Here is a 12,241-nt window from a genome sequence, read left to right on the forward strand (position 1 = left end):
GTTCCAGCGCACCGACCAAGTGGCCACGGCGATGCACGAGATGTCCGCCACCGCCCAGGAGGTGGCGCGCCACGCAGCTGAGGCTGCGCGGGCGGCAGACGATGCCGACCACAGCGCCCAGGCCGGGGAGCAAGTGATGCAGGCAACCATCGACATCATTGGCGTGGTCAACCGTGAAATTGCTGGCACCGCCCAAGTGATCCGCGAACTGGAAAGCGACAGCACACGTATCGGTAAGGTCCTGGAAGTGATTCGTGGTATCGCCGAGCAGACCAACCTGTTGGCGCTAAATGCCGCCATCGAGGCAGCCCGCGCCGGTGAAGCCGGACGTGGTTTCGCAGTGGTGGCCGACGAGGTCCGCAGCCTGGCCCAGCGCACGGCGGCGTCGATCGCTGAGATCAACCAGATCATCGACGCCGTGCAGTCCGGCGCGGTACACGCGGTCAAGGCGATCGAAAGTGGCCAGCGACGCAGCGAGGAAGGCGCCGAGCAGGTCGAGCAGGCCGGGCAGATGCTGCAGCGCATCACCACGGCGGTGGAGGCGATCCGCGATATGAACCGGCAGATCGCAACGGCAGCCGAAGAACAGACCAGCGTTGCCGAAGATATTTCCCGCAACTTGGTGGAGATCACCCGCATCGCCACGGCCAACCAGCAGGCCGTGCAGCATACCGAGCAGGCAGGCCAACGCCTGCATGGTTTGTCCGGGCAGTTGGCTGAAGTCACCTCCCGGCTCAATGCCTGACCAGGTTCTGGGCCGCTTGGCGGCCCAATCGCCACACAATGCCGTTCACACCAGTTTCGAACCTCTCCCACAATCTTGAGGGGGAAACCCGCCATTTCTCTTCCGGCGACCCATCCCATGTGGCGGATTGTCGCCAGCCAAACCGCTAAAGATGGCCTGCGACCAAACGTCCTGGCTATTAGTCGTTGGTCTTGGCGTAACTGGCACAACTTCTGCTTAAGGGCGAGCGGGGCCAAGGCCCACGGCAATCCTGCCCCGATCCTTCGAAACCCCAGGCGTTGACCTTCAGCGGTCCTGCCGGCCAGTTGCCGCAGGATATAGCGTCGCCGACGCGAAGGTCACGTGAGTCAGAACAACAACCGGGCGTGCACAGCAAGGGCAGCGAAAGGCCAGTCACTTCACTTCAATTGGATTGAATCATGAAAAAAATCCTGCTGACGCTCCTGTGCCTGAGCGTCATCGGTTGCTCCAAGCCCGGTGAACCGGAAAAAACGGTCGACGTCCTGCTGATTGGCGGCGGCATCATGAGTGCGAGCCTGGGGACCTACCTCACTGAGCTTGAGCCGGACTGGAAGGTCGATGTGTACGAGCGCATGGACCAAGTCGCCGAAGAAAGCTCCAACGCCTGGAACAACGCCGGTACCGGCCATTCGGCCTTTTGCGAGCTGAACTACACCAGCGAAGGCAAGGACGGCAAGATCGACATCAGCAAGGCGGTCAACGTCAACGAGCAGTTCGAGGTGTCCAAGCAGTTCTGGGCCTACCAGGTCGAGCAGGGCGTGCTGAGCAACCCGAAATCGTTCATCAACAACGTGCCGCACATGAGTTTCGTCTGGGGGGATGAGAACATCGCTTTCCTGCACAAGCGCGTCGAAGCACTGCAGCACAGCTCGCTGTTCCGTGGCATGGAGATTTCCGAGGACCACGAGCAGATTCGCAAGTGGGTGCCGATCGTGATGGAAGGCCGCTCGCCCGAGCAGCGGGTCGCGGCCACCCGTATGGCCATTGGCACTGACGTGAACTTTGGCGAGATCACCCGCCAGCTGTTCGCATCCATGACTCGCAACCCGAACGTGCAATTGCACCTGCGCCACGAAGTGCGTGACATCGTGCGCAACGATGACGGTACTTGGAATGTGGTGGTGGCAGACCTGGCCGATGGCGGCAAGCAAACCCGCGTCAATGCCAAATTCGTGTTCATCGGTGCCGGTGGTGGCGCGCTGAAACTGCTGCAGAAGTCCGGTATTCCAGAGGCCGAAGGCTATGCAGGCTTCCCGGTGGGCGGACAATTCCTGATGACCGACAATCCGGACATCGTTGCTCGTCACAAGGCCAAGCTGTATGGCAAGGCTTCGGTCGGCGCGCCGCCGATGTCGGTGCCGCACCTGGACACTCGGGTGATCGACGGCAAGGAAGTGCTGCTGTTCGGCCCGTTCGCGACCTTCTCCACCAAGTACCTGAAGAACGGCTCGCTGCTGGACATGTTCGCGTCGCTGACCAGCCACAACATCATGCCGATGATGCACGCCGGTATCGACAACATCGACCTGAGCACTTACCTGATGGGGCAACTGATGCTCAGCTTCGATGACCGCATGAACGCCCTGCGCGAATACTTCCCCAACGCCAAGAACGAAGACTGGAAGTTGCTTCAGGCTGGTCAGCGCGTGCAAGTGATCAAGAAGGATCCTGAGCACGGCGGCATCCTGCAGTTCGGTACCGAAGTGGTCGCCTCCGAGGATGGCACTATCGCAGCGCTGTTGGGCGCCTCGCCAGGTGCTTCCACTGCCGCGCCGATCATGCTGACCGTACTGGAAAAGACCTTCAAGGATCGCATCAAGAGCCCGCAGTGGCAGGCCAAGCTTCAGCAGATCGTGCCGACTTACGGCCAGAAGCTGAACAACAACCTGGAGCTGACCAACAAGACGCGCGAGTGGACCAGTTCGCGTCTGCAATTGCTGTACGTTCCGGTGCAGCCCGAGCAAGCGCTGGCCGAGGCGCAGTAACGATGGATTGAAGAACGCCCTGCGGGGCGTTTTTCTGTCATGGTGGGGCCAACCTCTTCTCGGGTGACCCGCCTCCACAGATGCAGCGTTGTGCAGGAGTGTCGGCCGGTGGGGGCAGGGTATATGCGAAAAGGCTGCACCGTTATTTTCCGGGCACAACAAAAAGCCCGCGCAAGGCGGGCTTTTTGAAAATTAGGATTTGGTCGGAGAGACAGGATTCGAACCTGCGGCCTTCTCGTCCCGAACGAGACGCGCTACCTGGCTGCGCTACACTCCGATGAACAAAATCCTACTGCATCGTATTTTTCAACGCAAGCCCTTGTTGCGAAAAGGAGGTTTTGCAAAAAGGGCCTGTCAGATCACAGCTCTTTGACCGTGCGGATCTGGTCTTTGTTGATGCGTGTACGCTTGCCATCGAGCTGTTCAAATTCGTAGAAACCGGAGTCCTCATCATAAGAGGGGGTATCCACTGCCTGGATCTCGCGGCCGTCGTTCAGCGTGATGACGGTTGGCGATGCGCAGCCGGCCAGGGCACCCAGGCCGAGGGCGAGCAGGAAGGCGGGAAGGGTCCGTTGAATCATTGCTTTTCTCCAGTACGATCGTGCTTGATAAGTAGTAGGACGCTTGGTGTCCATGCAAGTTCCTTCTCAGTGCAGCATAGCGGCATTACGCCGGCATTGACGGAGAACAATGCCGGCGTCGCGCCGTGCTGGGCTGTGATATAACAACCGCCATCTTTTCCTCCTGCGACGCACTCTCATGAAAGCCAAGGCAGACATCCCCTTCGTTGCGCTGAATATCGCGGTGCTTACCGTCAGCGATACCCGTACTTTCGAGACCGACACGTCTGGCCAGCTGTTCGTCGACCGCCTGAGTGCGGCCGGGCATCGACTGGCAGAGCGTGTACTGCTCAAGGACGACCTCTACAAGATTCGCGCGCAAGTCGCCACCTGGATCGCCGATGAGCAGGTGCAGGTAGTGCTGATCACTGGCGGTACCGGCTTTACCGGCCGGGACAGCACGCCGGAGGCCGTGGCGTGCCTGCTGGACAAGCAGGTCGAAGGTTTCGGCGAGCTGTTCCGACAGATCTCCGTGGCGGACATCGGCACCTCTACCGTCCAGTCCCGCGCTTTGGCTGGCTTGGCCAATGGCACCCTGGTGTGCTGCCTGCCGGGCTCGACCAACGCGGTGCGCACCGGATGGGACGGCATTCTTGCCGAGCAGCTCGATGCGCGTCACAGGCCGTGCAACTTCGTGCCTCACCTGAAGCAGGCAGCGGCCTGTGACAGCCGTGGTTGAGGTCAAGCAGGCCCGGCCCCTGATGCCGGTCGAAGAAGCCCTGGAGCGCTTACTGGCGCTGGCCGAGGCCGCGCCGATCAAGGACAGCGAAGCAGTGGCCCTCGCGGACGCCGAAGGCCGGGTATTGGCCCGCGACGTGGTGGCCGGCCTGGACCTGCCGCCTTGGCCGAACAGTGCCATGGACGGCTATGCGTTGCGCCTGGCCGACTGGCAAGGCGAACCTCTGCCGGTGAGCCAGCGCATTTTTGCCGGCCATGCCCCGGCACCGCTGCAGCCGGGCACCTGTGCGCGGATCTTTACCGGGGCGCCACTGCCTGAGGGCGCCGATTGTGTGCAGATGCAGGAAAACGCCGAGGTCCTGGAAGACGGGCGGGTGCGCTTGCTCGAGCCGCTCAAGATCGGCCAGAACGTGCGCCCGCAAGGGCAGGAGACCCGCACTGGCGAGCACGTAATCGCTGCCGGCACGCGTCTGGGGCCGATCGCGTTGGGCCTGGCGGCCACCCTGGGCCATGCTCGGCTTGAGGTGGTACGCAAGGTCCGTGTGGCTGTGCTGTCTACCGGCGACGAGCTGGTGGAGCCGGGCCTGCCGCTAGGGCCAGGGCAGATCTACAACAGCAACCGGCGTCTGCTGGTCAGTTGGTTGCAGCGCCTGGGCTGCGAAGTGCTGGACGTGGGGATTCTCGCTGATGACCTGCAGCGTACTCGTGACTGCTTGGCCGGACTGGGCGAGGTCGACCTGATTCTGTCCACCGGTGGTGTCTCTGTGGGCGAGGCGGACTACCTTGGCATGGCCCTTCGCGAGGCCGGGGAGCTTGCGTTGTGGAAGCTGGCGATCAAACCGGGCAAGCCCCTGACATTCGGGCACTTCCGTGGTGTGCCGGTGATCGGCCTGCCAGGTAACCCGGCTTCGACACTGGTGACCTTCGCCTTGCTGGCCCGCCCGTATCTGTTGCGCCGCCAAGGCGTCGAGAAGGTCACGCCGCTGCGCTTCACCGTTCCAGCGGGGTTCGAATGGACCAAGCCCGGCAGCCGCCGCGAATACCTGCGCGCACGAATCGAAGAGGGCACGGTGCGGATCTACAAGAACCAGAGCTCCGGTGTGCTGCGCAGTGCAGCTTGGGCCGAGGGGCTGGTGGAAGTGCGAGAAGGCACCACGGTGCGCGAGGGCGACAGCGTGGTGTTCATCCCCTTCAGCGAGCTACTTGGCTGACCGACCAAGCCACACGTTGCCCAGGGGCGAGGCATCTGCCGGCCCCAACTGGCTCAAGCGCACGTGCACGTTCATCAGCTGCTGCGCCGCGACGCTCCAGTCGTGGCGCTGGCGTGCGAACTGCCGGCCAGCCTCGCTCAACTGGCACATGCGCCAGGGCTGGTTGAGCAGTTGAGTGATCAGCAGCGCCAGTTGGCCGCTGTCATCGCTGCCCAGGTAATGCTCGCCATTGTTGGCTGCCAGGCCTGACACACCTTTGCTGGTGGTAATGACCGGCAGCCCGGCGGCCATGGCTTCAAGGATTTTCACCTTGGAGCCACCTGCGTAGCGCAGCGGTGCAAAGAACAGCGCCGAGCGCCGCTGCAGTTCGCGCAGGTCCGGGCGATAGCCGATCCACTCGATGCGCGGGTCGTTCCAGTGCAGTTTCCAGCTCGCTGGCAGGGCATGCCCGGCGATGGCCAGGCGCACGGCCGGGTTGCTCATCCAGACCTGAGGCAGGATTTCTTCGAGTGCCCATTCGATGGCTTCGAGGTTGGCGCCGTATTCGAAATTGCCAACGAACAGTAGGCGCTGGCTGTGGTAGGCAGGGTGCACGTCCTGGTAGTAGTCACAATCCACGCCATTGACCACCACGTTCACCGGCCGGCCGCTGATGTGGCTGATCAGCTCGGCATCGTGGGCGCTGACGGCAACCACTTCGCTGGGTTGACGTAGAACGCGCTGCTCCCAACGCCGATAGCGCCAGCGGTCGAAGGCATTGAGGGGACGCAACCAGAGTGGCAACCGGTCATGACAGGCCGCGCCCATCACTGATTCCAGATTATGCTCACTGAGCACAAAGGGCAGGCGGCGGGCCTGCAGGGCCTTTTCGAAGGGCTGGAAGCTGTAGCTATGTTCGATCTGAATGATGTCCCAGGGCTCGTCCAGCAATTGCTCGAAGCGATGGCGCAGACAAGGCGCTAAACCGTTGATGATGGCACGCATCGGGTAATCGATGATGGGGGAGGCCAGCAGGTTGAGCGGGCTGTGTAGCGGCCGCCTGGGCAGGACGATCAGACGTTCGACCACCGCCTCCAGTGCTTGCCGGGCGGCGTCACCAAGCGGGACTTTGGACTGCACCAGCAAGGTGATCCGGTGGCCTTGGCGCGTCAGTTCGCGCATAAGGTGGTATTGCCGGGTCTTGCTGCCGCTGGTGGTGGGCCAGGGCAGGTAGGGCAGTGTCCAGAGTATACGCATGGCCCCGCTACCTCATCGTCGGCTGGTGTGGTCGGTTTGGTATATTGCAGTAGCTTAGTCAATAAAATGGCCTGGTGGCCGTGCAGGTGGTCAGATAGCCAAGTATCTGGCGGAAGCTGCATGCAGCAATGAAGCGTTGCCGATGGTCGAGATTGAAAACCGCAGGTTTCAAGGAGAGGCGTGATGCGCGAACGCAAGGCGATGTTGATCCTGCATGGCAAGCAAGCCATGAACGAGGAGGTGCGCAGCGCCGTGGGCGGGCTACGCGAGCGCGGCTGGACGCTGGACGTGCGCCTGACCTGGGAGGCCGGGGATGCCCAGCGGTTGGTCACTGAGGCATTGGCCGCAGGTTTCCGACAGGTGGTGGCAGGTGGCGGAGACGGCACCCTGAGGGACGTGGCCGAGGCCATGGCGCAGGCTCGCTCGGATGCCAGCCTTGCACTGCTGCCCTTGGGCACGGCCAATGACTTCGCCAAGGCCGCAGGTATACCGCTGGAGCCTGCGGCGGCTCTGGACTTGCTCGAACAGCCGGCACGGCCGGTGGATCTGGGCAAGGTGGGTGATCAGATGTTTCTCAACATGGCCACCGGTGGGTTTGGCAGCCAAGTTACGGCCAATACATCCGAAGATTTGAAGAAAGTACTAGGCGCTGCGGCCTACCTGTTCACTGGTCTGTCTCGTTTCAGCGAGCTGCAGGCGGCATCGGTGGAGCTTCAGGGGCCGGATTTTCATTGGCAGGGCGAGTTGCTGGCGCTGGGTATCGGCAATGGTCGTCAGGCGGGCGGTGGGCATGTGCTGTGCCCCGATGCTTGGGTGGACGATGGCTTGCTGGATATCGGTATCTTGCCTGCCCCCCAGGAAATGATCGGTGCTTTGCGCGATCTGCTTGCCGGGGAGGGGTTGTTCGTGAGGGCTCGGCTGCCTTGGGTCGAGATCAAGAGCTCACAGGGGGTGGACATCAACCTCGATGGCGAGCCGTTGCAGGCCGACAGTCTGCGCTTCGAGGCGTGTCCGGCCGCGTTGCGCCTGCATTTGCCGGCGGACTCGCCCTTGCTCAGTCGTCCAGGCTGATGATCTTCTCGCGAACGGCGAACAGCACCAGGCCGGCCACGTCATAGATCTGCAAGCGTTTCATGATCTGCGAGCGGTGGGTTTCGACTGTCTTGATCGATAGGCCCAGGCCGTTGGCAATTTCCCGGGTCGACTTGCCGCGCACGATCAGACGCAGGATCTCCAGTTGGCGAGCGGTCAGGTTGTGGCGCTCGCCCGCCGTTTGCTTGCCGTCCTGTGCGTGAAGCAAGGCTTGGTTGATCACGGTATGGGCAATCGCCGGGCTCAGGTAGCGCTCGCCGTTGTGCAGGGCGGCCAGGGCTTGTTCCAGTTCGTTGGCCGTGGTGTCCTTGAGTAGGTAGCCATGGGCGCCGCTTTCCAAGGCGCGCATGATCAGCTCCGGATCGGTGTGCATGGAGAGGATCAGTACTTTGCACACGAAACCGTTTGCGCGCAGTTGGCTGAGAGCGTCCAGGCCGCTGGTCGAGCGCATGGAGATATCCAGCAGGACAATGTCTGGCGTCACGCGCTGCACCATCTCCAGCAACTGGCTGCCATCATCGGCTTCGCCTACTACCGAATAGCCAGGAATATCGGTCACCAGCGCACGGACGCCCGCGCGGATCAGCGAGTGGTCGTCCACCAGCAGCAATCTACAGGTCATGGGAGGCGGGAGTCCTGGCGCGCTCTTCGGTGCGCGGTGGCCATGGGAACAGCGCGTCGATCCGGGTGCCTTGACCCGGTTGGCTGGAGATGCTCAGCGTGCCTTGCAGAGCCGCCGCGCGTTCCAGCATCCCAGCCAGGCCTCGTTGGCCGGCTTCGGCCGGGTTGGCGGCGGGCTCGAAGCCCTGGCCGTCATCCTGGATCGACAGGCTCAGGCCCGCAGGCGTGCGGCGCAGGCTGATCGTGAGATTGCACGCATGGGCGTGACGCAGCATGTTGGTCACCGCTTCCTGGGTAATCCGGAATGCGGCCATGGAAACCGCTTCGTCGATACCGCCGAGGCGCTGATGGCACTCCAGGCTCCAGTGAACATCGCTGCTCTCCAGGGTACGCACCAGATGGGCCCGCAGGCTCGCCTCCAGTCCCAGACTGGCCAGTTGACGCGGGTTAAGAATCGCCGAGACGTCCCTGACATTGCTCAATGTGCTTTCGAGGGTCTTGCGCAGGGTCTGGCAGTGCTCTTGAAGCTCTGCCGGAATGCGCCGCTGTAGCCAGTCGAGCTGAAGCTTCGCGGCCGTGAGCGATTGGCCTATATCATCATGCAACTCGCGGCTTAGGCGCTGGCGTTCGCCTTCCTGGACCTTGAGCATGCGGTCGGCCAGTTCCGCTGGGCGCAGGCTGATTGATCTTGCCCACTGGCGCCAGTGCCAGAGGATCCCGATCAAGGCAATCGATTGCAGCAGCAGCAGGCTGGCGGGCAGGGGGAGGGCGCGCACGGCAAACGTTAGGTTGGCGAGCAGTGATCCCACGCACAGCAACGCGGTCGCCCAGCGCAGCAAGGTGGCGCGGGAGCGGCAATGCTGAGGGAGTTTCAAGCGTGGAAGCATAGATAGAAAAGCCACTGAATTGTTGCTGTTGGAGGCCTTGCATGGGACTGGTCAGAGGCTTTGGCGTCCTGCTTTCAAGCACTTGCCGACGACGGTTCACTCAATTGAACAATACCTGCGGCGCGTGCATTCAACTGCGTGCATGGTATCACTTCAAGTTGATTTGGTCGCGGTGGCCGGTGGCTTGAAACCTCAGGTTTTTCGGGGCCATGCAGGGGCATAGCCCAACTCGACAGATATCAAAACGCCATTATTCATTGAAATGGTTTTTCTTCAAGCGCAACTAATACGTACATGCCTGCTAGAGCGTTTTCCGAACTAAGAAAAACTTTGCGCTTTGTATTTTTTATTGTTTGTTCGTCACAAACGCTCAGTGCCGGTGACCGGGCACCACGACGGACGAGGCAAGATGGGTTTGGGACAGGTGAGGGTGGGTGCACAGGTCGCCGCGCGACTGGCAGGGCCCGCACAGTTCCGGACGTGGTTGCCCCAGGGCGTTCGCCAGTTCTTCGAGCAACAGGGACTGCTCGGCGGTATCCAGGTTCAAGCGGCCTGTCGTCGCATCGACCAGCTCCAGCTGCCAAGCCAGTAGATTCATGCAGGCCTGCAGCGTGCTCAACGCCTGCTCGCCCAGATGATGTTGCTGCTGGCAGACGGGGGCCAGCAGTTGCTGGAGCGCGGCGGTGTAGCGGGCGACTTCAAGCAGCCCAAGCGCGTCAGCACGACGGGCAAGGGTGTCGAGCGTCTCGTTCAGGCATTGGCATGCATCGGGATCGTTATCGATCAGCTCCAGATGCTGAAGGCATTCCTGGGTTTTGGTTAGCCATACCTGTGCATCCAGCAGGAAATCCTGCAGGGCGCCGTTGTTCAGTGGTGCGCTGTCCATCATGAAACGCCTGCGCACGGGGCAGGAGGATCTGCGCTTGGCAACACCGAGACCGTCGCTAGCAAAGCCTGACTCCATTCATGCATTGAGAATGGCGTCACATTAATGGCTATTGGATACGGGGAACATCAGGTCGCACCCGATTGCTACTAGGGGATTCCCTGATGGCGGTCGGATAAATGATGAGTCGGCAATGGATATGTCCGCGCAGGCAGTAAAGCATGATGTTAAAGTGATATCAAATGTCGGCAATACAATTTCCCTGAGGGGTCAAGCTGCGCGCAGTTGCGCCGATACAAGACAGATGAATTCACATTCCTGACTCAAGCCTGGGGGTTTCCAATGGCTGGTATTCTCGATACGGTCGATCAACGTACACAACTGGTAGGTGAGAACCGCCTGGAAATCCTGATGTTCCGACTGGCGGGGCGCCAGTTGTTCGCCATCAACGTGTTCAAGGTTCAGGAAGTGCTGCAACTGCCGAAGCTGACCTTGATGCCGCAGCGCCACGCCTTCGTGTGTGGTGTGGTCAATTTGCGTGGCCAGACACTGCCGGTGATCGACCTCTCTCAGGCGATCGGTATGCGGCCCCTACAGCCCGGCCCGGATAGCACCATCATCGTCACCGAATACAACCGCTCGGTGCAGGCCTTCCTGGTTGGCGGCGTCGACCGCATCGTCAACATGAACTGGGAAGCCATCATGCCGCCTCCGTCCAGCGCCGGTCGCCAGCACTACCTGACGGCGATCACCAAGGTCGATGAGCAGTTGGTGGAGGTGATCGATGTGGAAAAGGTCCTGGCCGAGATCGTGCCCTACAACACACGCGTCTCGCGGGACAAGCTCGATGACCCGGTCCTGGCGCGCGCCCGCGGTCGTGAAGTGTTGTTGGTGGATGACTCCAGCGTGGCCTTGGTTCAACTGCGCGAGACTCTATCTCAGCTCGGCATGAAGCTGCACGTGGCAAGCGATGGCCTGAAGGCATTGCGCATGCTTAAAGGCTGGGCGGATGCCGGAGAAGATGTCTGTGAGAAACTGCTGATGGTGTTCACCGACGCGGAAATGCCCGAGATGGACGGTTACCGCCTGACCACCGAGATCCGTGGCGACGCGCGCCTGCGTGGGCTTCACGTGGTGCTGCATACGTCGCTGTCGGGCAGTTTCAACGAATCAATGGTGAAGAAGGTTGGCTGTGACAACTTCCTTTCCAAATTCCAGCCTGACCGCCTGGTGGATGTGGTGCGACAGCGCCTGATGCTGGATCACGCCACAGCCTAGTGGCCTGCCGTGGCCGGGTATAAGCTTGGCATTTTCGGCTGGCACGAGGCGGGCAGGGATGTTTTTGAGTGCGTTGTATCGATACCCGGTGAAATCGGGGCAGGCCCAGAGCCTGGTGGACTCGCCGGTTGACTTTCTGGGGGTGCGGGGTGACCGGCGCTGGATGGTGGTGGAGCAGGACAATGGACGCTTCCTCACCCAGCGCGCCTGGCCAGGCCTGGGACAAATCAATGCCAGCTACGACGAGCATGGGCAACTCTTGCTCCAGGCCCCAGGGCAGGCGCCTTTGGCCGTTCCCGTACCCGGAGTCGATGACGACCTGCGTGGTGTTACCATTTGGCGTGACACACTGCGAGTACCGGACGCCGGCGATGCCGCCGCAGCCTGGTTGAGCGAACTGCTCGGCAGGTCGGTTCGCCTGGTGTATTGCCCAGAGCAGCGGGCGCGTTATCTACCTAATGGCTATGGCCTGAACAGCGACCGGGCGGCGTTTCCGGACGGGTTTCCGTTACTGCTGATCGGGCAAGGGTCGCTTGACGAGCTGAGCCGGCGGATCGGACGCCCCATGGAGATGTTGCGGTTTCGCCCGAACCTGGTGGTGGAAGGGGCTGCGCCTTTTGCCGAGGACGGCTGGAAGCGGATTCGCATTGGCGAGTTGACCTTTCGGCTGCTCAAACCTAGCGTGCGATGCATCTTGACCACGCTTGACCCTGCCACGGGGGAGCGCAGCGCGGATCGTGAGCCTTTGACGACACTGAAGACGTTCCGGGAGAAAGAAGGGGACGTGTTGTTTGGGCAGAACGTGGCGGCCGATGGACCTGGGGCGTTGCGGGTAGGGATGGCGGTCGAGGTGATTGAGTAATACGTTCTGGCTGGCTCGTTTGTTCGTTGGTGGTGGTTGAGGGGCGTGGGTTTATCCGTTTGATTTGTTGACGGTTAGTCACCCTTGCGCCCTCACGGCGGGTCACTTTGGTCTTGGCC

12 protein-coding genes and 1 tRNA gene are annotated in these 12,241 nt (G+C 61.5%); 7 read left to right on the plus strand and 6 right to left on the minus strand.

Features of this window, described 5'->3' with window-relative positions:
- Positions 1-40: 40 nt before the first annotated feature.
- Complete coding sequence (locus HMPREF3173_RS25300) at positions 41-745, plus strand: methyl-accepting chemotaxis protein (protein WP_371906670.1); 705 nt, start codon at positions 41-43, stop codon at positions 743-745.
- Positions 746-1,164: 419 nt separating this feature from the next.
- Positions 1,165-2,751, plus strand: a complete 1,587-nt coding sequence (gene mqo, locus HMPREF3173_RS12330; RefSeq protein ID WP_043206707.1) for a malate dehydrogenase (quinone) — start codon at positions 1,165-1,167, stop codon at positions 2,749-2,751.
- 200 nt (positions 2,752-2,951) lie between these two features.
- On the opposite strand, the gene HMPREF3173_RS12335 is transcribed toward mqo, so the two are convergent.
- Both HMPREF3173_RS12335 and HMPREF3173_RS12340 read right to left on the minus strand, forming a co-directional pair.
- A tRNA-Pro gene (locus HMPREF3173_RS12335) sits at positions 2,952-3,028 on the minus strand.
- Positions 3,029-3,110: 82 nt separating this feature from the next.
- Positions 3,111-3,332, minus strand: coding sequence for a YgdI/YgdR family lipoprotein (locus HMPREF3173_RS12340; protein WP_043206706.1), 222 nt, complete (start codon positions 3,330-3,332; stop codon positions 3,111-3,113).
- Between the two features lie 178 nt (positions 3,333-3,510).
- On the opposite strand from HMPREF3173_RS12340, the gene moaB reads away from it, so the two are divergent.
- Positions 3,511-4,050: a molybdenum cofactor biosynthesis protein B gene (gene moaB, locus HMPREF3173_RS12345; protein ID WP_043206705.1), complete on the plus strand. Its 540-nt coding sequence runs from the start codon at positions 3,511-3,513 to the stop codon at positions 4,048-4,050.
- A 22-nt stretch (positions 4,051-4,072) separates the two neighbouring features.
- Complete coding sequence (gene glp / locus HMPREF3173_RS12350; RefSeq protein ID WP_139146848.1) at positions 4,073-5,260, plus strand: molybdopterin molybdotransferase MoeA; 1,188 nt, start codon at positions 4,073-4,075, stop codon at positions 5,258-5,260.
- Here glp and HMPREF3173_RS12355 read toward each other — a convergent pair.
- Positions 5,249-6,496 carry a glycosyltransferase family 4 protein gene (locus HMPREF3173_RS12355; protein WP_070573398.1) on the minus strand — a complete coding sequence of 416 codons (1,248 nt, stop codon included), beginning with the start codon at positions 6,494-6,496 and terminating at the stop codon, positions 5,249-5,251. The two genes, glp and HMPREF3173_RS12355, sit on opposite strands and share 12 nt — an antisense overlap.
- Before the next feature lie 183 nt (positions 6,497-6,679).
- Here HMPREF3173_RS12355 and yegS point away from each other — a divergent pair, with 183 nt between their 5' ends.
- Positions 6,680-7,567, plus strand: a complete 888-nt coding sequence (gene yegS, locus HMPREF3173_RS12360; RefSeq protein WP_070573400.1) for a lipid kinase YegS — start codon at positions 6,680-6,682, stop codon at positions 7,565-7,567.
- Here yegS and HMPREF3173_RS12365 read toward each other — a convergent pair.
- From HMPREF3173_RS12365 to HMPREF3173_RS12375, 3 genes are all read right to left on the minus strand, one after another.
- Entirely contained in the window at positions 7,551-8,210 is a 660-nt protein-coding gene (locus HMPREF3173_RS12365; RefSeq protein ID WP_070573402.1) for a response regulator, read from the minus strand. The genes yegS and HMPREF3173_RS12365 overlap by 17 nt on opposite strands.
- Positions 8,200-9,096, minus strand: coding sequence for a sensor histidine kinase (locus HMPREF3173_RS12370; RefSeq protein ID WP_043206701.1), 897 nt, complete (start codon positions 9,094-9,096; stop codon positions 8,200-8,202). The genes HMPREF3173_RS12365 and HMPREF3173_RS12370 overlap by 11 nt, the downstream gene beginning before the upstream one ends.
- Before the next feature lie 370 nt (positions 9,097-9,466).
- Positions 9,467-9,982 (minus strand): histidine kinase, encoded by a 516-nt coding sequence (locus HMPREF3173_RS12375; protein ID WP_070573404.1) that lies wholly within the window; start codon positions 9,980-9,982, stop codon positions 9,467-9,469.
- Between the two features lie 342 nt (positions 9,983-10,324).
- Here HMPREF3173_RS12375 and HMPREF3173_RS12380 point away from each other — a divergent pair, with 342 nt between their 5' ends.
- Together HMPREF3173_RS12380 and HMPREF3173_RS12385 are read left to right on the plus strand one after the other, a co-directional pair.
- Complete coding sequence (locus HMPREF3173_RS12380; protein ID WP_043206699.1) at positions 10,325-11,260, plus strand: chemotaxis protein; 936 nt, start codon at positions 10,325-10,327, stop codon at positions 11,258-11,260.
- 58 nt (positions 11,261-11,318) lie between these two features.
- The gene (locus HMPREF3173_RS12385; protein WP_070573407.1) at positions 11,319-12,122 is read left to right on the plus strand and encodes an MOSC domain-containing protein; all 804 of its coding nucleotides are present in this window, start codon (positions 11,319-11,321) and stop codon (positions 12,120-12,122) included.
- The last annotated feature ends 119 nt before the right edge of the window (positions 12,123-12,241 follow it).

It is taken from the genome of Pseudomonas sp. HMSC08G10 (assembly GCF_001808425.1).
In the GTDB taxonomy this organism is placed as follows: domain Bacteria; phylum Pseudomonadota; class Gammaproteobacteria; order Pseudomonadales; family Pseudomonadaceae; genus Aquipseudomonas; species Aquipseudomonas guariconensis.

Excerpts from the sequence above, each read along its gene's own strand:
- HMPREF3173_RS12370 (WP_043206701.1), bottom strand. The coding sequence starts at position 9,096 with ATGCTTCCACGCTTGAAACTCCCTCAGCATTGCCGCTCCCGCGCCACC.
- HMPREF3173_RS12365 (WP_070573402.1), bottom strand. The coding sequence starts at position 8,210 with ATGACCTGTAGATTGCTGCTGGTGGACGACCACTCGCTGATCCGCGCG.
- HMPREF3173_RS25300 (WP_371906670.1), top strand. The coding sequence starts at position 41 with ATGTCCGCCACCGCCCAGGAGGTGGCGCGCCACGCAGCTGAGGCTGCG.
- HMPREF3173_RS12340 (WP_043206706.1), bottom strand. The coding sequence starts at position 3,332 with ATGATTCAACGGACCCTTCCCGCCTTCCTGCTCGCCCTCGGCCTGGGT.
- mqo (WP_043206707.1), top strand. The coding sequence starts at position 1,165 with ATGAAAAAAATCCTGCTGACGCTCCTGTGCCTGAGCGTCATCGGTTGC.
- yegS (WP_070573400.1), top strand. The coding sequence starts at position 6,680 with ATGCGCGAACGCAAGGCGATGTTGATCCTGCATGGCAAGCAAGCCATG.
- HMPREF3173_RS12380 (WP_043206699.1), top strand. The coding sequence starts at position 10,325 with ATGGCTGGTATTCTCGATACGGTCGATCAACGTACACAACTGGTAGGT.
- moaB (WP_043206705.1), top strand. The coding sequence starts at position 3,511 with ATGAAAGCCAAGGCAGACATCCCCTTCGTTGCGCTGAATATCGCGGTG.
- HMPREF3173_RS12375 (WP_070573404.1), bottom strand. The coding sequence starts at position 9,982 with ATGGACAGCGCACCACTGAACAACGGCGCCCTGCAGGATTTCCTGCTG.
- HMPREF3173_RS12385 (WP_070573407.1), top strand. The coding sequence starts at position 11,319 with ATGTTTTTGAGTGCGTTGTATCGATACCCGGTGAAATCGGGGCAGGCC.
- HMPREF3173_RS12355 (WP_070573398.1), bottom strand. The coding sequence starts at position 6,496 with ATGCGTATACTCTGGACACTGCCCTACCTGCCCTGGCCCACCACCAGC.
- glp (WP_139146848.1), top strand. The coding sequence starts at position 4,073 with ATGCCGGTCGAAGAAGCCCTGGAGCGCTTACTGGCGCTGGCCGAGGCC.